The following is a 21,078-nucleotide window of genomic DNA, read 5'->3' as shown; positions in this document are numbered from 1 at the left end:
ATTTGACTTAGAGCCATTTTTTTCTGGAAGTCTTTTAGGTAGTTTCTACTATAGAATATGAATGTTGTATTTGGCGCAATCTTTGATGTATTCGTCAGGCCAAACTGATGCTTGGACTTCGCCGACATGGGCTTTGCCTAGTAGCAACATGCAAAGTCTTGATTGTCCGATACCACCACCGATGGTGAAGGGGAGTTCTTCACTCATAATCATCTTGTGGTATGGCAATTCTAGTCTTTGTTCTTCATCTGTGATCTTCAATTGTTCAGCCATTGATTTAGCATCAACTCTGACACCCATTGAAGAAATTTCGATGGCTTGATCCAGTGGCTCGTACCAGAACATGATATCGCCGTTTAGTTTCCAGTCATCGTAGTCGGGGGCACGCAAGTCATGAGGCTTGCCACTCTTTAGAGCGCCACCGATTTGCTCGATGAAGACACAGCCAAGCTCTTTAGTTATGGCATTTTCGCGTTCTCTAGGAGTCTTGTCAGGCCATCTGTCTTCTAGTTCTTGAGAAGTTACGAAGTGGATTTCATCTGGTAAATGGTGAACTGCTTCAGGGAATTTGTACCAAACTTCGTGTTCCATATGCTTGATGACTTTGAAAATTTGTCTAACGGTGGCTTCCAAAGTTTCTTTCGTACGATCTTCTTTTTTGATGACTTTTTCCCAATCCCATTGGTCAACGTAGATTGAGTGAAAGTTGTCGAGATCTTCGTCTTTTCTGATAGCGTTCATGTTAGTGTAAAGACCTTCGCCAAGCTTGAAGTCATAGTGTTTTAAGGCCCAACGTTTCCACTTAGCAAGTGAGTGGACGATTTCGATAGTCTTTCCAGGCATATCTTTCATTTCAAAGGATACAGGTTTTTCAACACCATTAAGGTTATCATTTAAACCGGTGTCCTTTTCTAGAAACATTGGTGCAGAAATACGAGAAAGATTCAATTCCTTACCAAATTCATCTTGGAATGTTTCACGGATAAAGCGGATAGCAGCTTGAGTTTGCTTAGTTGATAATTTTGGTTGATAATCCTTCGGTTTAATAATGTGCATGATAACTCTCCTTTAAAAATTATTGTCGATAAAACGCTGGAAATGGAGGTAATAAAAAAAGCCTTCCATCCCTAATAAAAGGGACGAAAGACTTTTCGCGGTACCACCCAGTTTGCCTATCCGAAGATAGGCCACCTTAATAAGAGTACTAACATACTCCACTGGATGATAACGTCCCAGTCACACGTCTGAACCTAGTTTGATAAAATCATTTCAGTCAGAAACTTGGAAAGTGTTATTCAGATAATTCTCATCTGCTCGGGTTCTCACCATTCCCGATTCACTGTCAGATTGAAAAATCTTACTCCTCTTTCTTCACGTCTTTATCTCGATGTAATTTATACTAGCATTATTTTTTCAGTTGTAAAGTCTAAAATTAAAAAAACTTCTTCAACGATTAATAATCAAACTGAGAATAGGTTGGTAAAACACCTGCTGTATCAGCAATTAATATCTAAAATGATTTCTCAAAAAAGGTGATTCTAATTTTATGAGATAACCAATCCAACTGTTCTAGAAATAAATATGTTTTATATTACAAAAGATAATATACATTTTATTATATATTTAATATAATGTGTTACATATTTTAGTAAGTAGGCGTATACTACATTTAGTTGTTATGCTAGATAAAATGAAGTTAAATGTGCAAGGTAGTTCTGGGTCCTTGCAAACACGTTTCCCGTTCAAGGGCATAAAAAGTTTTGTCTGCAATAACACATGGGATAAGTTTTGAAGTTCAATCCTTTCTAGTAAAAAGACGATGCCTTACTGGGTTTAGACATCGTCTTTTTTGATGCTTTCGATCGGCGAGTAGAATAGCAGATCGATCAATTTTACCATGTCGTTCTCATCCAGAGAATTTTTCGAGAACAGCCAGACACCAGTCAAATGCTCCAAGCCTCGAAAGTAAAATGTTATCAGCCAAGGGGCGATCGAAGTAGCTTTTTCAGGTGAATAGTGGATCGATTCGATCAAGTAATTTTCGAATGCTTTGGCTCTGCGTTTGATGGCCAAGTCAACATAGGGACTGTCGTTGGTCTTCAGCACCGAGATCAATTCACGATTTTCTTTAGCAAAATCCAAAAAATCAATGATGGCTTGGTGACTTTTTTTGTTGTTGCAATTCAGTGGGGGAACGAAAACTTCCTCGAACCTAGATACGACGTTGTTTCGTAGGCAAGAGACCAAGTCGTTGACGTCGGAATAACGATCGTAAAAGGTCTTTCGACTGATCTGAGCAGTCTTAGCCAAGGCCGTTACGGTGATTTTTTCAAGCGGCATCGACTGCGCTAAAAAGACCAAGGCATCTTGGATCGCATCATTTGTTTTGGCTACACGTTTATCCAGTCCCATAACTTATCCCCCCTAATCAAATATAATTTTAGCATAAAAAGCAAAAAAATCACTGGAAAAATGATAATTTTTCTCAGTGATTTTTCTTTTTATTCAGTAACTTGTTTAGCTTGTTTCAATGCATTATTAACGGCTTCTTTGATAGCTTTGCTGGATGCTGAAGCACCAGAAATAGTATCAACGTCAGTCGAATTCTTAGCCACGATCTCATCGGGCAATTCTTTGACTGCTTTGAGTCCGTAGTCGTCTGATTCGCTTTGTTTCAAGACTTCAATATCTTTGATATTTTGATCTTCATCAACGGTCACCCGGACGACGATCTCGTTTCCCATTCCGGCAGTCGAAGTTCCGATGAATTGATTAGGGCCAGTCTTGAAGTCTTCTTCGCCAACGTCGGAACCGATTCCTTGAGTATTTTGACTAGTATTTTCGTTGGATTTTACTTGTGGCTCTTGAACTTGAGCCTTGATCTTAGCAGCTTCTTGACCAGCAATTTGACCAAAGATCAAATTCTCAGCCAGATTGCTACCGCCATTGTACTTACGTCCCATCAAACTGCCTAGTTCACCGACAGCATAAAGATGAGGGATGACGTTGCCGTCAGGATCGAGCACTTCAGTCTTCTGGTTGTGGACCGGACCGCCTTGCGTATTCAACAATCCTTGAACCATTGCCAAAGCATAGTAAGGACCGTCTTCGTTGAAGGCCGTCAAAGTTTTGCCGTCACGATTGAAGGCAAAGTCGCGACCCTTTTTAGCGAAACGATTGAAGACCTTGATCGTATCTTTAAGGACTTTGACGTCAACGTCCATGATCTTGGCCAAATCTTTTACGGTGTCGGCTTTGACAACTTGCTTCATGATTTCAGGGTATGGAGCATCGGAGTCATTGACCAGTGCCTCATATTTCTTTTGATCGAAAATAACGTAAGGGTGGAGCTGTGCGTTAGGAATTCTCCATTCGCCGTGGTTTTGGATATGTCCGTGACGATGCATCTCGTTTTCGTCGAAGTAACGAGTTCCGTCATCGCCGACGACCATCAAGCTTCCTTGATGGAAAGCAGGCCAATCGAAGGGTAGAAATTGCGAACGCTCGCCTTCAGCAGGTTTAGGTGTTAAACCATGGAAGATACCATATGATTCGTAATTAGCCATGTTGTACAATTTTGCGCCAACATCTTCAGCCATTTTGACTCCGGCACCTTTATTGTAGAGAGAACCGATTGGATTCAGACTCGTTTCGCCGAGATAGTTTTCGACCATCTCAGGGTTGTTTTCAAAGCCTCCAGTTGCCATGACGACACCATTGTTGGCTTTGACGTCGAGCAGCTTGCCATCGCGCTTGATCTGCACGCCGATAACTGACTTGATGTATGGATCTTGATAGATATGCTCTGCGGGAGTTTCGTACAAGACGTCGATCTTATCGGAGCGGTCGAGAACTTGTTGACGCAAGTTCTTCCAAAGGGCAGAATCGGCTACTCCTTCGTGAACGGCTACCAAATCGTGCGTTTCTTGACCGCGCAATTCAGGGTATTCGTGGCGCATGAAGAAGAGCGCTTTTGAAACTGGTGAATCGGGATGATCAGCCATGATGAATGGCTTTTCTACGCCGAGATATTTCTTTAAAAAGTTAGGCATGTCGTACAAGCCTTGAACGTAAGTTTCCATAAGATCTTTATCGTAATTCAAGGGCTTGGCCAAATCGTCGTAGTAGTCCCGCAAGTCGTTAAGGCTTGAACCTGTGGAAATAACTTGGCCGGCATAGCGAGTGTTTCCGCCTTCGTGGCCTTCAGGAGCTGAGTCGACGACTAGTACCTTGGCACCATTGTCGGCCGCAAAACGGGCAGCCGTGGCACCGGCACCGCCGAAACCTAGGACGACAACGTCATAAGTTGCGTCCCAATTTGATGTAGTAGATTTAAACATAATTTTCTCTCCTTTTTAACCTCAATGATTAATATAACTCACAAAAAGATGGCTGTGAATGATTATGTGTGAATGTTTGAACAAAAAATTACCTGAAAACTGCTCGTGAATATGTTACCTTATCTATGAAATATATAAAAAAGTATATAGGATGAAAGCCATGGGAATGATAAATAAAAAGTATTACGCACTCGGCACTTTGATCAATCTGTCGGTCGCTGAACCGGCCACGGTCGACGACCTTGATGGAGCCTATGATCTGATCAAGCATTATGAAGACAAGTTGACCGTCAATCGACCAGAATCAGAGATCATGGCGGTCAATCATAACGCTGGTATCAAGCCAGTAGCGGTCCCCAAAGACGACTACGATTTGATCAAAACGGCTGTCGAAGTCAGCCAACGTGATCTCGGCTTCAACGTTGCTATTGGACCTTTGGTCAAGCTGTGGAAGATTGGCTTTAAGGGAGCTAACAAACCGACAGATAGCCAGATTCAGCAACGCTTAGAGCAGATCGATGCTAATAGCATTGAACTAGAGGACGATAAACGAACGGTCTTCTTGAAAAAGTCAGGCATGGAGATCGATCTTGGCGGTATCGCTAAGGGCTGGATCGCTGATCGGATCAAAGAGTTTTGGGAGAAGACTGGTGTCGAGTCGGGCATCATCGACCTCGGGGGAAATATTTTGTTGGTCGGCCGCAGCCTTCGTCCAGACAGTCTTTGGCGCATCGGCATCCAAAACCCAATCAAATCGCGTAACGTTCCCATTGGCATCTTAAAAACACCGGAGAAATCGATCGGTACCTCTGGCATCTATGAGAGGAAGCTGGTAGTCGACGGTCACGAGTATCACCACATGTTCGATTCAAAGACCGGCTATCCGATCGCTAATAATTTGGCCAGCGTAACGATAGTTTCTGACCGTTCTGTTGACGGCGAGATCTGGTCAACGATTGGGTTTTACCAAGGTATCGATCAGGGGATGAAGCTGATCGAACGAGAACCGGGTATCGAAGCAATTTTTATCACCAGAGATTTAGAGATCAGCGTTACGAGTGGTCTAAAAGATGCATTTAATAAAAAATAATTTTTAAATTATGTAAGCGTTAAACATTTTTGGAAACTTTGATTGATTTTTCACATAAATATAACTAAAATATATATTATGGAATAACCCGAAAGGATGGATAGCTAATATGAAGAAGTTTGTCGCTATAGTTGGTTCCAACTCAAAAAGTTCAACAAATCGCAAATTATTACAATATATGCAGAATCATTTTAAAAAAGAAGCTCAAATCGAATTGATCGAGATCAAGGATCTGCCAATTTTTAAGAAGAGCAAGGAAAAGACCGTGCCCGAACGTGCTAAGGAAATGGCTAAAAAAGTCGAAAAGGCTGATGGCGTGATCATCGGAACTCCTGAATACGACCATTCAGTTCCAGCCGTCTTATTGAGCGCCTTAGCTTGGCTCTCATATGGACAGCATCCATTTGTCGACAAGCCAGTGATGATCACTGGTGCTTCATATGGATCATTAGGTTCAAGTCGTGCTCAAGCACAATTGCGTCAGGTCTTGGATTCACCCGAGATCAAGGCTCGTATCATGCCAAGTTCAGAGTTCTTGCTGGCTCACTCGTTGCAAGCCTTCGACGACAATGGCAATTTGAACGACAAAGAAGCGGCTAAACAGCTCGATGGCTTGTTCCAAGACTTCTTAAAGTTCGTTGAGATTTCAGGAAAACTAAATAATGCTACAGCCGCTAATAAGCAAAAAGCCGCTGATTTTAATTGGGAAGACAATAAATAAGGAGGAATAATTATGAAACTAGTTGGTATAGCAGGATCGATTGCTGATGAATCATACAATCGCAAGCTGCTCAAATTCATTGCTACACATTTCAGAAGTCAGGTCGATATCGAATTACTAGACATCAACGATATTCCGATGTTCAACGAAGACGACGACCAATCAGATGGTGACGCCATCCAATATATCGCTCAGAAGATCGAAGCAGCCGATGGTGTCATTATCGCCACGCCAGAGCACAATCATACCGTGCCAGCAGCTTTGAAGAGCTTGATCGAATGGCTGTCTTTCAGCATTCATCCATTAGATGGCAAGCCAGTGATGATCGTTGGAGCTTCATACTATTCACAAGGTTCAAGCCGGGCTCAATTGCACTTGCGTCAGATCCTTGAAGCACCTGGTGTCGGCGCTATTACCTTTCCCGGCAACGAAGTCCTTTTAGGTAATGTTAAAGAGGCCTTTGATGAAAAAGGTAATTTGAAGGATCAAGGTACGATCGACTTCATCCATACGACTTTGAACAAATTCATCAAATTCGTCAAAGTCATCAACCATGTTGACGAAGAAGCTGACGACGCTTTTGAAGCCGAAGACCTCGATGCTACGCATCCAGTCGACACGACCGTAACTAACGTTGAGATGAAAGCTAAAGACTGGGTCGAGCAAGCAGCCGTTAAGACTAACGCCGTTGAAGGCAGCGCCTATGTTAAATTGGATCGCGGGCTTTTGACCGTTGATCAACTTAACTACTTCTTTAACACGATGCCAATGGAATTGACCTTCGTTGACGACAACAACCAATTCATCTATTACAATAAGACCATGGAAGGCAAGGATATGCTCGCTTCACGGACGCCTGATCAAGTTGGTGACCGGATGACTGATGTCCATCCACCACGCGCCATTCCTAACGTAAAACGGGTCATCCACTCATTGAGAACTGGCAAGACGGATCTAGTTTCAATGGCCGTACCTGGCAACAATGAAACTAAGCACATCATGCACTACTACCATGCAATGCACGATGCCGACGGCAACTACCGCGGAGTCAATGAATGGGTCTTGGATCTATATCCAATCGTTGCTTCTTATCTCAAGCAGACCGGTAAAAAACTTGTCGACGACCCTAACAATCAAGTCGACGCAAACGCCGGAGCATCACAAGGTTCAGCCAGCTCAAAAGACGATGCCGACAAGAAGCCAGATGTCGATGCCAATTCAGGAGCATCCGAACACTAATAGATTACGAAAAAAGCCGAGGAATTTTCCTCGACTTTTTGTTTACCGTAAAATATTTTGGATCTGTAGCAAGTCGTCGACTTCATAAGTTGGCTTTTGACTACCTTTGTTGACCGATTTGCTGGGATTGTACCAAACGCTGTCGATCCCCGCACGATTGGCGCCTTGAATGTCGGCAGACAAAGAATCGCCCACGACTAGCATATCTGAGAAATCATTATCGCCGATGACTTGCGACATCGACTGGAAAAATTTAGGATCCGGTTTCTTGTAGCCTAGGTATTCCGATAAAATAACTTTTCTAAAGTAAGAGCCGATGTTAGCGCCTTTTATCTGTTGCTGCTGCTTGAACTTGGTCCCATTAGAGATGACGTACAATTGATGGTCAGACAAGGAATCAAGCAGATCAACGGCATGGGGCATCAATTCATGCTCTTGGGCAAATAATTTTATGAATTGGTCCTGAAAGGGACTAGTGTCGACTTGGACGTCAAAATGCTGAAAGTAGCGCTTGAAACGTTGGTCGAACAATTGATCTTTGGTGATCTGATTGCTTTCGTATTGTTGCCATAAAGAATTGTTCAAGACATGCCAGTAGGCCAGTCGTTCGCTATTGAAAGAAAACTTCTGGGCGATCGGCATCTTTTGAAGAGCTTTTTCCGCATTTAAATTGGTATCCAATAGGGTGCTATCTAAATCGAATAAAATTAATGGATATTTCATAATAAAACCTCATTTGCTTTTGCTATCAAAGAATAGCTCTATGTTATCAAAAAAACGCTCCCACCATTTAAATAATTTTTCAAATGTCATATAATGAATGAAAATAATCATGCAAAATGTATATAAATTTTCATAAAGTAGTGAGGGAGCAACAAATGCAATACAAGAAATTGATCACCGGGGTATTTTTAGTCGCAGTCTTATTCTTAGTGGGTTTCACGGCCAACAATCAAGCCGTTAAGAGCAATGATCCAGATACGTCATTAGTCGCAAAAAACGGCCACCATTCCGTTAATCTAAAGAATGCCCAGCAAGCTAGAAGCTTTCTCGGCGACAGATACGGCAACGCCGGCTGGATGTCGACACGCAGCAGCCAGGACAAAAACAACCATCCATACTGGACTTTCGTCGCCAGTCACAATAGTGACAACGGCCTAGTCAAAGCTGGACAAACATTATATATCCACCAAGACGGTACAGTTGTTTTATAATTGAAAATAATGAAAGAAGACTGAGTTTTCAGTCTTCTTTTTTTGTGGGAAATTATAAATAAAATTAGAGTTTAGTTATTAAAAAACAACTGTAAGATTTTCTAGCTACCAGACTACCAATCGGGTATATTTGAAGTCTATTGAAAGTTTAAACTGGGAGAAAATATGTGAAGAAACTTGTCTTAATAGTAACGCTATTCGTAATAATAGTCGGTTCGATCACCTGGCTGACGGCACACCATCGCAGTAATAATTCAGCTGCCATCAGGCAGTCAAAGACACACAAGCAGCCACCGTTCAAGAAGGGTCTGCCAAAAATCATTCGGGGAACTTACTATCGAGAAGAATTATCGCATGAGCCCCTAGAAGACGATCTCTTTTATCGACTAGTCTTGACCGCCAAGGGGATGTCCCAAGTAGAATTCGCCGAAAAAGACCACTTCATGGACTACACCGAGTACTCCTACCAACAATTGCCCAATAACGCCTTTATCATCGAACAAAACGACACCTGGCTAGATTTCAAACGCTATTACAAGGTCGTTCATTTGAGAAATGGGGATCTCAAACTATCCAAAGATTTTTCCAGCGTCAAGCAAGCCAGTCGTGCTAAAAATTTCCAAAAGTTTTTCCACCATCAACCAGATCCAGGATTTGGTTTATCAGAAATCGACCTGACTGATTCAGATTTTCAATCAACTCAAGACTTCACTAGGTATTATCACTTCCGGTATCAAAAACAGGAAGACGGAGCATCCAGCTATGATCTCCACAAAATAGAAAGCGATGGATATTTAGTCGAACTCAAACACAGCTATAAAGCCATCGCTAAAAAAGACAAATATCTGATTATCGATGGACGCAAACCAAAAGAGTACGTCACCTTATTGAAAATAGATCAAGACACACTAAAAAACGAGCAAACAGGAGAAACGTTTACTCGTTATAAAGACAAGACATTACCAATTTTAAAACAAATCAGAAGAGAGCAAGGCTTTCCCGATGACTACACACCACCGAGCCATATGATAAGTTCACCAATGCCAGCAACGTCAACGAAACTCAAGCCAAAGTACAAGGATAAGTATCACGATCCAAGTTATGACCCAGATAGCGATGATGACTACTTGGATGACTATAATCAGGCAGAGTTTGAGGATGAATTTTAAAATTAATTGTATTCAATCATTTTAATTATCGAACAAATTAAGAATACTTCATGTATTAGATAATATTGTGATAAATACCAATCTAACAGTATTTATTTAACATTGTAACTAAATAATTGTATATCAAAAATATATACAAATAGAAAAACTACTATGGTTTAATCGTTTTATGGGAAACGTTAAATATGAATCAATTCAATCAGATTTGAAAAATAGTGGGATCAATTTTTATTTAGTATCACAAAATAAGACTTGGGAAATTGAGAGAGACAAAAAAATATTATGGTCTCCAAAATTAGCAAAAAACGGAACGAAGAATATTGGATATGAATCCATGAAAAAGGTAAGGCAAGGTGACCTTATTTTTAATGTACATCATCAAACAATTTATTCAGTAAGCCAAGCAGTTTCAAGAGCAAAATCTTGTAAAAAAATTGATAGTGATGGATTTGATGATAAAAATAATTGGAATTCTGATGGATGGGAAATTGCGCTCAATATGGTTGAAGTATCTTTTCCTTTAAAACCACATCTTGGTTTTTTTAAAAATCATTATAGTAAGGCTTTTAATAAAAATGGGAGATTAAATCAACGGTATTTATCACCTTTAGATAATCAAGAAGTTCAATATTTAATAAATCAAAGTACAGAAATTTTTGAAACCGTTCGATCATTCATAAGTAGATCGCAAAGAGTTACGGTTAATTATGATGGAAATCCTAAAGAATTTATTATTGATAAAAAGAATTTTAGCCAATTTAAAACTGAATTCGAAGAAGGGAAATCTTCTGCTGCCAATATTGCGTCACATAAAGACTATTATAAGATTTTTGAGAACAATCAAATTGTTGGTGAAATGGGAGAATTGATAATTTTTGAATATTTACATAATGAATATCCAGATGCCAAAATTATTGGAAGATCACAAAATCTTGATAAAGAAGACGGCAATGATAATTTAGGATATGACATCGAGATAATTTTTTCGAATGGTAAAAAGACATTGATAGATGTAAAGACTTCAACAGTTAAAACGGGAGATTTTTTTGTATCATCAAAGGAAAAAGAGGTAGCAAGACAAGTAGATAATGATCCTAATATATCTTATTTATTTTATTACTTGTCAGAACTTAAAACAGACTATGGCAAAGTATATTTATCAAAAATTAGTTTGACTGATTTAAAATTAGAACCCGCATCATATCGTGCAAGTCCAGTAACAAATATGAATAAAAAAATTATAAATAAATAAAGGATTATTGATTATGAAAGCTGATAGCACTTCACTGTTGGATTTAATTAGCATACCTAATACCATTTTTGACATTCCGGTATATCAAAGAAAATATGAATGGTCTCAAACCCAATGTGAACAATTATTTTCGGATCTTGAAAGTTTGATTGAAAAACAAAATAATACACACTTTTTGGGAACAATTGTATATATAGCAGAACAAAATATTGATGGCAGTTATACAAAACAAGTTATTGATGGTCAACAGAGATTAACAAGTTGTATTTTGCTTTTAAAAGCAATATCCAGTTTGAGTGATGATTTGAATTTGAAAAATAAAATTGAAGATCAATATTTAATGAATAAGTACGTTAGTGAAAATAATCATTATAAATTACATTCAGTAGAAAGTGACTATGATAATTATTTAAAGATAATGAATGGATCATTGAGTGAAGAGGAATTTCCCTCTAAAATGAATTTAAATTATCGATATTTTTTAACACGAATAGAAAATTCAAATATATCGACAAATGAATATTTGGATGCCTTATCAAGAATGAGCATGATTTTTATTGAACTTGAAAATAAGAATTCAGGTGAAAATCCTCAAGTTATTTTTGAAAGTATTAATTCCACGGGAATTTCATTGTTACCAGCAGATTTGATTAGAAATTTTTTACTAATGGGTGTTGATTCTTCGGAACAAATTGAATTGTATGAAGAATATTGGTCGAAAATTCAAACTAAATTTACAAATGATGTTATTACCGAGTTTATTCGACATTATTTGATTTGTAAAACTGGTAAATTAACTAATAAAAAGGATGTTTATGAAACTTATAAGTACTTTTTTAAATCGCAAAAATATAATTCTAGATTTGCTCTTAAAGAACTATACGAATTTTCTATTTTTTATAAGGACTTAAGAGATGTGAATTTTGAAAATAAAGTAGTTAGAAAATCAATTCATAATATAAATGCCATGGAAAGGAGGGCCATTTATCCATACTTGTTAAAATTACTTAAACTTAGAAATCAAGGTAAAATAGACGAATCGCAATTTGGGAGTATTTGTAATGTTCTTGATAGTTATCTATACAGAACACTTATATGTCGTGCAGGTAGCCCAATAAATGGAGTGGTAACAACTTTAATTAAGTCGGATTCAGACGAACAAGAATTGGCTACTGTTGAAAGAATACTTCTTAATAAAAACTTTCCTAAGAATACTGATTTTATAGATTCATTACAAAAGATAGATATTCATAAGAAAAGGAATAATTTGGCAAAAATAACTCTAAGTATGCTAGAAGGAAATTTGACGGGAAAGGAGATAGACATCGAAGAAATTCAGATAGAAAAAATATTGCCTGAAAGGCCAAATAATGAATGGAATATTTCTATCAAGGATGTAGACTTGGTTAACGAAAAGCTTGGAAATACACTTGGAAATCTGACTTTAACAATGGACAATATTGAACTGGAAGAATGTGACTATAAGAAGAAAAAAGCTGAATATTTAAAATCTGATTTCTTAATAACACGGATGATCTCTCATGGGTTTAGTGAATGGGATCGTGTGAGTATTGAAAAGCGTTCTAGAAATTTAAGCGAAGAAGCTGTAAAAGTATGGCGAATTCCTGATGCTAATAATTATGTTGTGAAACAAGATGTTAGTGGGGAGCATTATTTAGATGAAGAATTGATTGTTCGAGGACAGAAACCTACTAAATTAATTATTAATGAAAAAAGTTATAACGTTAGTTCGTGGAAAGCGTTACTTATTAAAATGCTTGATTACATTTGGGATTATAACAGTGAAGATTTTGAATTATTGAAGATGGATAATTCGATGAATGAGATGCTTTTTAAATCAGAAGATGCTATTAGGTCACCAGCAACGTTAAGTAATGGAGAAGTGATAGAAACTAATTTTAGCGCTCATACTATTCTAGCTTTGATAAGAAAGATTTCTGAAATTTTTGATTTGACTGATGCAATAAGTTACAAGTTACAATAAAAAAGAGTATCTAATTACCGTTCAAGACGGACATTAGATACTCTTATTTAGTTGGTGCATCATCAGTTAAACAAATGATATCAACAAGGAATTTTCTACGAGCTTCAATTAATTTTTCTAGTTGATCGATATCATCTAAAGTTGCTGATGCTTTGATAAATTTTTCAGCATCAACTAATTTTTCATTTTTTTGTTTTTCGGTCATTTTTAATAGTTCTCCAGTTTGTGTAATTTTGAGAGAGTACTTACATTATAGTATTAATGATTTCTAAGGGTTAATAAAATGCTTGAAAGTTATTTTTGATTAACATTGACACATTAAATTATAAATGCTTTAATAAACTCAATTACATAACGAAAGGAAATACATTATGACTATTTATTCGCCAGCTAAAACTCAAGCCTTTTTCGGCTTTGCAAACTTTAGGTAGCGTCCGCGTTGATCTTTGATGCGGACGTCTTACACGTTCGTGTCTAAGGTTAGCGAAGTCATTTTGTCTTGGCCGGCTAGACACGTGAAGTCTAGTTGGCGGAGTCCTTTGATTGCTGAACAAATCAAATAAGCCAGCTAGATTTCTAATCTAGCTGGCTTTTTGTTTTCCTTAATTTGATTGAGAGGCAGAGATTATGAAAATTCATACATTAGGACCAAATGCGACCGACAGCTATGCTGCCGCCGTTCAGTATAACCAGGAGGAATGCCTTGGCAAAGCTAAGATCATCGGACATTCCTCCTTCGAAAATATTTTGACCAACTTGAACGCCTATTCCAGAGACTATCTGCTGATCCCCGCAGCCTTCAAATCGCCAAAGCTGCAAGAAAGCTGGGGCGACATTCATTATGAGAAATTGGATCAGATGAAACTTCAAAATTGCTTCATGACCAACTTGGATCCGCTGGTAGTAGTTAAACGGTTAGACGTCTTTGACCACATTGGCTATACGCACGCGGCGACAAAGCAATTGCTCGAACAGTCAGTAATAGACGATATCAATGTGACGACCGCACCAAGCAAATACGATGCCTATCAGCGTTATTTAGCTAACGATGCCGAGTACGTTTTGACTAACGAAAAGAATATTACCCTCCATAAAAATGAACAAATCATTAAAAGACTGACGCCATCAATGGTCTGGTGCCTTTATCATATTTATTAATATTTATTATGACTATATATTTATATAGATACTCAATTTATTGTAATGAATGAATACTGTATCAAGTAAATAAATGCTGTGATAATCTGAATATATCTTTAATAAGAAAAATAAAAAATAGTGTTTAATTAGGTGGATTTTATGGAAAAGAGTATTAATATTGCTGAAATTGCACCAGGGTTATATTCAATAATAAAATCTGGCTCCACTGCTAAAAATAGGAAAGTAATTCGTGACAAAGGACAAAGCCTTTTAGAATTTCCAAGTGATTATACACTTATAGATATTGAAACAACTGGTCTTGATCCAAGGTATGACAGAATAATTGAAATGAGCGCATTGAAGGTACGACAAAATGAAGTTGTTGGCAAGTTTAATTACTTAGTTAAATATCCTGATGATAATTCAGTTCCTTTTGAGATAACCAACATTACAGGAATTTCTGAAGATATGATATTAAATGACGGTGTCATAATGGATGATATTCTAAAAAAATATGTTGATTTTATTGATAAAGATTTGATTGTGGGCTTTAATGTGAATTTTGACATCAACTTTATATACGATCTTTCAATTGAAAAAATAAATCATAAATTCAAAAATGACTTTGTCGATGTAATGAGAATTGCAAGAAAGTATTATCCTCAAGAAAGACATAATAGATTACGTGATTGCATTGAAAGAATTGGTATAAAAAGAGAACAAGCTCATCGTGGATTACGAGATTGTATAGATACAAAGGAAGTCTTGGATTATTTTAATGAAAATAGTTCATTAGATATATTTGAAAAATCTAAAGCAATTCAAAAACAGCATTCGATAAATTTATCCAAATTAAAGCCGGAATATGCACTTGTTGATTCCAGTAATCCATTTTTTCAAACATATGTATGTTTCACTGGTAAATTAGATTCGCTTGTCAGGCGGGAAGCAGCACAACTAGTGACAAATTTAGGGGCAATTGCTCAGAATGGAGTAACTAAAAAAACCAATTTTCTAATTCTAGGTGACACAGCATATAGTTTACATGGAAAAGGTACAACAACGACAAAATTGATTAAAGCAAAAAAAATTATTGCTGCAGGAGAGAATCTTCAGATTATAAGTGAGACAGTTTTTATCGATATGCTAAAAGATTGCATGAAAGAGAGAGATGTAGGGTGATTGAAACAATTCAAACAACAAATGGTAATACATTTGTCATAAATGATGCAGTAATAAATCAATCTATTGGAGCTATTATAGGGGATTTTGTAACGCTAAAAGCAATAAAAGTTATTCGTAAAAGTGATAGTAAAGGCCACTTAATTTCTTATGAATATCCTACGGAGTTTTTTTCTGGAAAAAAGGTTTGTAAAATTTCAAATATTCAATCAAGACGGAAGCCAATGGATTTTGAACGTGAGATATTCCTACGTATTTCAAAAAAAAGATTATTGACTCGTGATTTGAAATCAAAATTACGAGATAACTTTTTAATAGTAAATAAAATCGAATAATAGATAATATACATTCAAATGTATGTTGAAAAAGGAGTTCAATACTGCTAGTATTAAACTCCTTTTTTGAGCTTATTGCTTAAAAGAAAAGACCGCTATCGTAGTATTCCAAGAAACGTTTATTTCGTTCTTCTTCTTCAGCTTCGCGTTTGAGACGTTCCATTTCTTCGTCGTCATCGTCTTCTTCTGCAAACAATTCATCAAGCGCATATTCGTCAGCTTCAAATGAATCATCTAAATCTTCATCAATGTCATCTTCTAGCTCATCGTCTGAGTCCGAATCAAGCTCATCCAGTTCTTCATCGAATTCGTCATCTAATCCAGCATAGTTATCGTCTTCGATAAATTCGTATTTGGCTAATTGATCCAACGCGGATTGAAAGGCGAGATTGAGACTGGTGGTCAGTTCTTCTGGCGTTTGCTTAGATTTATCAGCTTTTTCGTGTTTGGTAGCCTGATATTTTTCTACCGCAGCATTTACTTCGTCTTCGACGTGGATCAAATAATTCAGATGCTCTAAGAAATCTTGTTGGTCGTCGTCTTTTGGGTAAGGCCAAGAACTCTGATTCAAAAAGTAGTCGGGGAGCTTTTGTCCCTGAGGCATTATTTGAACCACGGTTCTATCAAGACCCATGCAGATACCGAGTCGATAGTTCATTTTTTCATCCAGATGAGTAACGTCAGCTATCACGACTGTTGCCAGACTGATCTGATCTTGAGCGTCGAAGGTCTGGTTACCTTCATCGAATACTTCGATATTTACGTCTGGTACCGTCTGCAGGTATTCAATGATTTTTTGCTGGATATCAGTGAGGTGACTGGGATCGTTAGTTAACAGCAAGACAAATTTTTTCATAATTTACCCGTTTTTTGCTTTCATTTTACCAACTGGAATCTAAGATTCATAATTTACTTTTTTATAGAAATTATTTACTTGCTAATCATTTTGACCGTGCTGCGACCGTCGCCGAGTTTCTTGATATAGACTTGCTGGCCGATGTCGTTGGTAATCGATTCGATATGGCTGATGACGCCGACCATCCGGTTTTCGCCGATAGTTTCAAGAGCCGTCATCGCCTTGTTGAGCGTCTCGTGATCGAGCGAACCAAAGCCTTCGTCGACAAACAGGGCATCGATTTGGACGCCATTCGAGCTGGACTGAACGACTTCGCTCAGCGATAGAGCAATCGACAGGGCAGCAATGAACGTTTCGCCACCAGATAGAGTGTCGGACGAACGCGAATCGCCAGTCTCGTTGTCGAAAACGTTGATATCGAGCCCGTGGTCAGTCCGTCGGTCGCTAGCCTCGCTGGAAAGCTCGAAAGTATAGCGATTGTTGGACAATAAATTGATAAAATGTTCGTTCGCATAATTCAGCACGCGCTGGAGATAATTTTGAACGACGTAAGTTTCCAATTTAAGCTTGTTGTCGTTGCCATCTTTACCGGTAACGATATTATACAAGCTGGTGACCTCGCCGAGCTTTTTAGCAAATTGTCCCTGATTCTTGAGGATACTTTCAACTTGTTGCAAGCTTTCCTGAGCGTCATCCAGGACTTTTTTAGCGTAAGTCGTTTGACTGATGATAGTTTCTTTTTGCTGATCGAGTTGATCGAGCTTAGTTTGCAAAACTGATAATTCTGGCTTTTGAGCATCCTTTAGTTCAGTCTCCAGTTGTTCGATCTCTTTTTTCAAGCGAGCTTGTTCATGCTGGTAATTAGCAATGGCAACTTGAAGCTTGGACAATTTGTCGGTATTGATCTCACTGATCCAATTTTTCAGGACATCCATATCGTTAGTTTTAGCTTCTGAAGCTTGCAATGCTTGGCTTAGCTGTTCCTTTAAACTGTCGAGTTGAGTCTTTTGAGTTTGCAGACGCTGCTTGATATCGGTCAGTTTCGTTTGATTATTGGAGTAAGCCAGATTGCTGTCCTGCAAAGCTTTTTGAGCTGACTGGACAGTATTTTGATATTGCTCGACTTGTTGCTCTAAGTCGGTTCGTTCGCTAGACAAATCGTTGGAAGATTTTGTTAGATCGACGTCTTTAGATTTTTGGTCTAATTCCGTCTTATTGCTAGTAATGGCTGATTTTTGCGAAGTCAGTTGGAGATTGATCTGATTGACTTCGTTATTAGCTGTCTGCTGTTTAGTCTCTAAGTCCTTGATCTGGTTATTGACCAAATTAGCTTGTTCCAATTCATTATCGACTGAACTGATCTTTTGGTCGAAGACGGATTTCACTTCTGAGAGAGAAAAGTCAGTAGAGAAGGCTAACTTAGAATCGTTAGTTAGAGTCTGATATTTGTTAGTTAATGTTTGTTGAATGTCAGCTTGCTGACTTTGTTTGTTAGTCCATTCAGCTGTAGCAGTTTTTAGATCTTTTTGGATCGTTTCCACGCTGTTTTTGACTGAGGCTAGGTTGTTTTGCGATTTGTCGACTTGCTCCATGGCTTCTTTTAATTCAGATTCATCAGCTTCGATCGTATGCACCATGTTAGAGTGGTCGGTCGAACCGCAGACCACGCAAGGTTCGCCGTCGACTAGTTCTTTTTGCAATTGAGCGATCATTAAATCTTGACGACGGGATTTTTGATGGTCATATTCGGCTTGAGCATCCTTTAGTTGAGTTTCAGCCATCGTTAATTTGCTTTTCAAGTCGGAAACCTGGGTTTCTGATTGTTTGACTTCCTTATTGGCAGTAGTTAATTGATTGTCCAAAGGAGTTAAGCTATCGACGAAAGTTTCTTTCTGTTTGGTCAAGTCGTTGCGCTGTTGTTGTAAGTCGTCGACTGAAACTAGGTCCTTTTTCAAGGACTCGATTTGTTCAGCCAAAGATTTAACGGTTTGGTTCTTTTCATTATAGCTATCCTGCAAAGTCTGCAATTTTGGTTCAGAGTCAGCGATTTTCCGTTGCAATTCTTCAATTGCAGCTACTTGCGGGATCAAGCTGTTCAAAACCTTGATACGCTGGCTCTTGCTGTCGAAGTCGTCTTTTTTTGCAGTTAATTGAGCAACTTTTTCTTGATCAGCTTGGTACTTGGCTTTAGAGTCAGTCACGTTTTTAGTCAGCGTTGTTTGATTAGCTAAGTTTTGGTCGTACTCAACTTGCTTGTTCTGCTGGTCGCGGACGGGATCTTGCAAGGGTTTGGCCCATTGCAATTCAGCCAAATGCAATTTCTGTTGTGCAAATTCATCCGCTTGGTCGACGATCTCTTGTTGATAAGCAGTTTTGAATTTGTTCAAATCGGAGAACTTATTGTTTAGTTTTTGAGCAGCCTGGAAGTCTTGATTAGCAGCTTTGACTGCTTGATTTATCTTATTCTGCTCAGCTGTCGACTCAGCCAATTTAGTCTGACGTTGTTCGACGAATTGTTTCAGCAAGACTACTTTTCGTTCATCGACTTGTTCGCTTAGAGCTTGTTTTTCTTCGTCAGACCAGACCGATGATTCCAATTGCATGGATAGCTTAGTTTCGAAGTTTTCGCTGTGTTTTTTGGCTTCATCGTATTTTGTTTTCAGCTCAGAAGTAAAATCTGAGAACAATTGGGTGCCAAAAATTTTCTTGAGGATAGCTTCTTTTTGGTCGGTTTTCGACTTCAAGAATTCCGAGAAATCATTTTGTGGCAAGAGGATGATCTTTTTGAATTGGTCGGCCGACAGATTGAGGATCTCGTTGATCTCGTTACCGACGTCGAGCGGTTTGGAAGCAATGCTAGAAATTTCCATGCCGCCGACTTGGTCAACGATAGCCAGTTTAGCTTGGGCCAATTTACGTGCTAAACCTGTGCCGCGTTTTTTGGTCAAATACTGTTCAGGAGTCCTAACGATCCGGTAAAGTTGACTACCTTGTTCGAAGTAAAAGATTACTTCCGTTTTCTCATCGGCTGGTGCGAACTGGCTGCGCAATTCTTTAGGACTGCGGTCGCCGGTGGTGCTGCCGAAGAGGGCGAAGGTCATCGCATCGAAGATGGTCGACTTTCCGGCTCCAGTGTCGCCGCCGATCAGGAAAATCGGAGCTTCTTCAAGCTGACGGAAGTCGATGATGGAATCCTCGTGGGGACCGAAATATTTCATTTCTAAATAAACTGGTTTCAAAATTAATCCTCTTTTCCTAGGTCGACAAAGATGTTATCGACGAGTTCTTTTTGATCGTGTGACAAGTCTTTGCCGGTGATCGACTTGAAGAATTGGTCGACGATATTGTCTGGACTCAGTTCGCTCAAGTTGGCCGCGTTAGCTGGTGCATTGGCGACTTGGACCAAGTTTTCATAATCGAGCTCGACCACTGTCCCGTAGATTTCCTGCAATTTTGCCCGGACGTTGATGTGCTTGCTGCGGTCGAAGTCCTTGACCGTGATGGCGAACCAGTCCGAATGGGTCGGTTGGGTTTGATAAAAATTCGGGTCAGTCAAAGTTGCCCAGTCTTCCTCCAAAACAATCAGGTCAGTCTTAGGAGTTATCTCCTTGAATTCCGTCGTGATCTCATCGCCAGAAAAATCGACGATATCGACACCCTTGCCCTGATTTTTTAGACGGGCTTCCTTGACGTTGAATTTGACCGGGCTACCTGAGTAGCGAACATGTTCATTCGGCGAAGCAAAACGAGTGTGGATGTGGCCTAACATAACGTAGTCAAACTGACTGAATTGGTCGGCGGTTAAAGTTTGCAATCCACCAACTTTCGAAGTCGTCTCTGAGGTCAATTCAATTTCTTCGTCTGCACTAGGGGAAACCGCAAAATGACTGATCAGCAAGTGCTTCTTATTCGGGTCGAACAGTTGATAAATATCGTTTAGGACGAGCTCCATTGCTTGAGAAATGGTATGAATGTTTTTGACGTCGTCTTCATCCATGCCTTGTTGCTGATAGTAGACTCGGGCATCCATTGGATCGAAGAATGGCAGCATGAATATCTGCAGGTCTTCGGTCTCGATTGGCGTGAAGGCTTCTTGCAATAACGTGTTGAGATGAAAGTCGGTCTGTTTCATCCATTGGCGTCCAAAATTGAGGCGCTTGGCCCCGTCGTGATTTCCAGAGATGGCATAAATAGGTAATTTGTCGTCCAAATTTATTTCTTGGAGCATCTTGTCGAGAGTGGTAACGGCGTTGGTGCTAGGGATGGCGCGATCGTATATATCGCCAGCGATGACGATGCCATCGACCTGCTCGTCTTTAGCGATTTGCAATAATTGCTCAAAGGCTTGCTTTTGTTCGTCCAGTAAGGAATAGCCATTGAGAGTCCGACCGATATGCCAGTCGGCAGTGTGTAAGAGTTTCATGCGTGACCTCCGTCTCTTGATTTGAGTAGTTGAACCATGATTTAGAGTTTACACTCATCTGGGTTAAACGTTAAGAATGAAGCCATCAAAAAAGCTGAGGTCATTGAGATCT

General features: G+C 39.0%; 18 protein-coding genes and 1 other annotated feature. Of the genes, 10 read left to right on the top strand and 8 right to left on the bottom strand.

Annotated features, from left to right (window positions below; all coding sequences use genetic code 11):
* Positions 1-48 precede the first annotated feature (48 nt).
* The 3 genes from asnA to FC27_RS07755 all read right to left on the bottom strand — a co-directional run bounded on the left by asnA (position 49) and on the right by FC27_RS07755 (position 4,340).
* Positions 49-1,056: an aspartate--ammonia ligase gene (asnA, locus tag FC27_RS07765; RefSeq protein ID WP_010624531.1), complete on the bottom strand. Its 1,008-nt coding sequence runs from the start codon at positions 1,054-1,056 to the stop codon at positions 49-51.
* 76 nt (positions 1,057-1,132) lie between these two features.
* Positions 1,133-1,383: a binding site (T-box leader), on the bottom strand.
* 450 nt (positions 1,384-1,833) lie between these two features.
* Positions 1,834-2,412: a TetR/AcrR family transcriptional regulator gene (locus tag FC27_RS07760; RefSeq protein WP_010624530.1), complete on the bottom strand. Its 579-nt coding sequence runs from the start codon at positions 2,410-2,412 to the stop codon at positions 1,834-1,836.
* An 89-nt stretch (positions 2,413-2,501) separates the two neighbouring features.
* Entirely contained in the window at positions 2,502-4,340 is a 1,839-nt protein-coding gene (locus tag FC27_RS07755) for an FAD-binding protein (protein WP_010624529.1), read from the bottom strand.
* A 160-nt stretch (positions 4,341-4,500) separates the two neighbouring features.
* Here FC27_RS07755 and FC27_RS07750 point away from each other — a divergent pair, with 160 nt between their 5' ends.
* The 3 genes from FC27_RS07750 (at position 4,501) to FC27_RS07740 (ending at position 7,390) form a co-directional block, all read left to right on the top strand.
* Positions 4,501-5,430, top strand: a complete 930-nt coding sequence (locus tag FC27_RS07750; RefSeq protein ID WP_010624528.1) for an FAD:protein FMN transferase — start codon at positions 4,501-4,503, stop codon at positions 5,428-5,430.
* A gap of 109 nt (positions 5,431-5,539) precedes the next feature.
* Complete coding sequence (locus FC27_RS07745) at positions 5,540-6,151, top strand: NADPH-dependent FMN reductase (protein ID WP_010624527.1); 612 nt, start codon at positions 5,540-5,542, stop codon at positions 6,149-6,151.
* A 12-nt stretch (positions 6,152-6,163) separates the two neighbouring features.
* The gene (locus tag FC27_RS07740) at positions 6,164-7,390 is read left to right on the top strand and encodes an NADPH-dependent oxidoreductase (RefSeq protein WP_010624526.1); all 1,227 of its coding nucleotides are present in this window, start codon (positions 6,164-6,166) and stop codon (positions 7,388-7,390) included.
* A gap of 42 nt (positions 7,391-7,432) precedes the next feature.
* Here the strand turns inward: FC27_RS07740 and FC27_RS07735 are convergent, their stop codons facing one another.
* Positions 7,433-8,113, bottom strand: coding sequence for a YjjG family noncanonical pyrimidine nucleotidase (locus FC27_RS07735; protein ID WP_010624525.1), 681 nt, complete (start codon positions 8,111-8,113; stop codon positions 7,433-7,435).
* 155 nt (positions 8,114-8,268) lie between these two features.
* On the opposite strand from FC27_RS07735, the gene FC27_RS07730 reads away from it, so the two are divergent.
* The 4 genes from FC27_RS07730 to FC27_RS07715 all read left to right on the top strand — a co-directional run bounded on the left by FC27_RS07730 (position 8,269) and on the right by FC27_RS07715 (position 13,030).
* On the top strand, positions 8,269-8,604 hold the full coding sequence (locus FC27_RS07730; RefSeq protein WP_010624524.1) for a hypothetical protein: 336 nt from the start codon (positions 8,269-8,271) through the stop codon (positions 8,602-8,604).
* 167 nt (positions 8,605-8,771) lie between these two features.
* On the top strand, positions 8,772-9,773 hold the full coding sequence (locus FC27_RS07725; RefSeq protein ID WP_010624523.1) for a hypothetical protein: 1,002 nt from the start codon (positions 8,772-8,774) through the stop codon (positions 9,771-9,773).
* A gap of 169 nt (positions 9,774-9,942) precedes the next feature.
* Positions 9,943-11,025 carry a protein NO VEIN domain-containing protein gene (locus FC27_RS07720; RefSeq protein WP_010624522.1) on the top strand — a complete coding sequence of 361 codons (1,083 nt, stop codon included), beginning with the start codon at positions 9,943-9,945 and terminating at the stop codon, positions 11,023-11,025.
* A 13-nt stretch (positions 11,026-11,038) separates the two neighbouring features.
* Complete coding sequence (locus FC27_RS07715) at positions 11,039-13,030, top strand: DUF262 domain-containing protein (RefSeq protein WP_010624521.1); 1,992 nt, start codon at positions 11,039-11,041, stop codon at positions 13,028-13,030.
* A 43-nt stretch (positions 13,031-13,073) separates the two neighbouring features.
* Here FC27_RS07715 and FC27_RS11810 read toward each other — a convergent pair whose 3' ends face one another.
* Positions 13,074-13,235 (bottom strand): hypothetical protein, encoded by a 162-nt coding sequence (locus FC27_RS11810; protein ID WP_155802124.1) that lies wholly within the window; start codon positions 13,233-13,235, stop codon positions 13,074-13,076.
* Between the two features lie 422 nt (positions 13,236-13,657).
* Between FC27_RS11810 and FC27_RS07710 the strand changes: the two genes are divergently transcribed.
* From FC27_RS07710 to FC27_RS07700, 3 genes are all read left to right on the top strand, one after another.
* Positions 13,658-14,188 carry a hypothetical protein gene (locus FC27_RS07710; protein ID WP_010624520.1) on the top strand — a complete coding sequence of 177 codons (531 nt, stop codon included), beginning with the start codon at positions 13,658-13,660 and terminating at the stop codon, positions 14,186-14,188.
* A gap of 141 nt (positions 14,189-14,329) precedes the next feature.
* Positions 14,330-15,352, top strand: a complete 1,023-nt coding sequence (locus FC27_RS07705) for an exonuclease domain-containing protein (protein ID WP_010624519.1) — start codon at positions 14,330-14,332, stop codon at positions 15,350-15,352.
* Positions 15,349-15,687: a hypothetical protein gene (locus FC27_RS07700; protein WP_010624518.1), complete on the top strand. Its 339-nt coding sequence runs from the start codon at positions 15,349-15,351 to the stop codon at positions 15,685-15,687. Before FC27_RS07705 ends, FC27_RS07700 begins: the two co-directional genes overlap by 4 nt.
* Positions 15,688-15,766: 79 nt before the next feature.
* Here FC27_RS07700 and FC27_RS07695 read toward each other — a convergent pair whose 3' ends face one another.
* The 3 genes from FC27_RS07695 to FC27_RS07685 all read right to left on the bottom strand — a co-directional run bounded on the left by FC27_RS07695 (position 15,767) and on the right by FC27_RS07685 (position 20,966).
* Positions 15,767-16,543, bottom strand: a complete 777-nt coding sequence (locus FC27_RS07695) for a hypothetical protein (protein WP_010624517.1) — start codon at positions 16,541-16,543, stop codon at positions 15,767-15,769.
* Between the two features lie 74 nt (positions 16,544-16,617).
* Complete coding sequence (locus FC27_RS07690) at positions 16,618-19,782, bottom strand: SbcC/MukB-like Walker B domain-containing protein (protein ID WP_010624516.1); 3,165 nt, start codon at positions 19,780-19,782, stop codon at positions 16,618-16,620.
* 2 nt (positions 19,783-19,784) lie between these two features.
* Complete coding sequence (locus FC27_RS07685) at positions 19,785-20,966, bottom strand: exonuclease SbcCD subunit D (RefSeq protein WP_010624515.1); 1,182 nt, start codon at positions 20,964-20,966, stop codon at positions 19,785-19,787.
* Between the last annotated feature and the right edge of the window lie 112 nt (positions 20,967-21,078).

This window comes from Companilactobacillus versmoldensis DSM 14857 = KCTC 3814 (genome assembly GCF_001434295.1).
Classification (GTDB): domain Bacteria; phylum Bacillota; class Bacilli; order Lactobacillales; family Lactobacillaceae; genus Companilactobacillus; species Companilactobacillus versmoldensis.
This window is presented reverse-complemented; position numbering and strand designations above follow the sequence as displayed.

What these genes read in the sequence shown, in the direction of transcription:
- FC27_RS07740 (WP_010624526.1), top strand. Translation starts at nt 6,164, where the DNA reads ATGAAACTAGTTGGTATAGCAGGATCGATTGCTGATGAATCATACAAT.
- FC27_RS07750 (WP_010624528.1), top strand. Translation starts at nt 4,501, where the DNA reads ATGGGAATGATAAATAAAAAGTATTACGCACTCGGCACTTTGATCAAT.
- FC27_RS07705 (WP_010624519.1), top strand. Translation starts at nt 14,330, where the DNA reads ATGGAAAAGAGTATTAATATTGCTGAAATTGCACCAGGGTTATATTCA.
- FC27_RS07720 (WP_010624522.1), top strand. Translation starts at nt 9,943, where the DNA reads ATGGGAAACGTTAAATATGAATCAATTCAATCAGATTTGAAAAATAGT.
- FC27_RS07760 (WP_010624530.1), bottom strand. Translation starts at nt 2,412, where the DNA reads ATGGGACTGGATAAACGTGTAGCCAAAACAAATGATGCGATCCAAGAT.
- asnA (WP_010624531.1), bottom strand. Translation starts at nt 1,056, where the DNA reads ATGCACATTATTAAACCGAAGGATTATCAACCAAAATTATCAACTAAG.
- FC27_RS07685 (WP_010624515.1), bottom strand. Translation starts at nt 20,966, where the DNA reads ATGAAACTCTTACACACTGCCGACTGGCATATCGGTCGGACTCTCAAT.
- FC27_RS07715 (WP_010624521.1), top strand. Translation starts at nt 11,039, where the DNA reads ATGAAAGCTGATAGCACTTCACTGTTGGATTTAATTAGCATACCTAAT.
- FC27_RS07745 (WP_010624527.1), top strand. Translation starts at nt 5,540, where the DNA reads ATGAAGAAGTTTGTCGCTATAGTTGGTTCCAACTCAAAAAGTTCAACA.
- FC27_RS07735 (WP_010624525.1), bottom strand. Translation starts at nt 8,113, where the DNA reads ATGAAATATCCATTAATTTTATTCGATTTAGATAGCACCCTATTGGAT.
- FC27_RS07710 (WP_010624520.1), top strand. Translation starts at nt 13,658, where the DNA reads ATGAAAATTCATACATTAGGACCAAATGCGACCGACAGCTATGCTGCC.
- FC27_RS11810 (WP_155802124.1), bottom strand. Translation starts at nt 13,235, where the DNA reads ATGACCGAAAAACAAAAAAATGAAAAATTAGTTGATGCTGAAAAATTT.
- FC27_RS07695 (WP_010624517.1), bottom strand. Translation starts at nt 16,543, where the DNA reads ATGAAAAAATTTGTCTTGCTGTTAACTAACGATCCCAGTCACCTCACT.
- FC27_RS07730 (WP_010624524.1), top strand. Translation starts at nt 8,269, where the DNA reads ATGCAATACAAGAAATTGATCACCGGGGTATTTTTAGTCGCAGTCTTA.
- FC27_RS07755 (WP_010624529.1), bottom strand. Translation starts at nt 4,340, where the DNA reads ATGTTTAAATCTACTACATCAAATTGGGACGCAACTTATGACGTTGTC.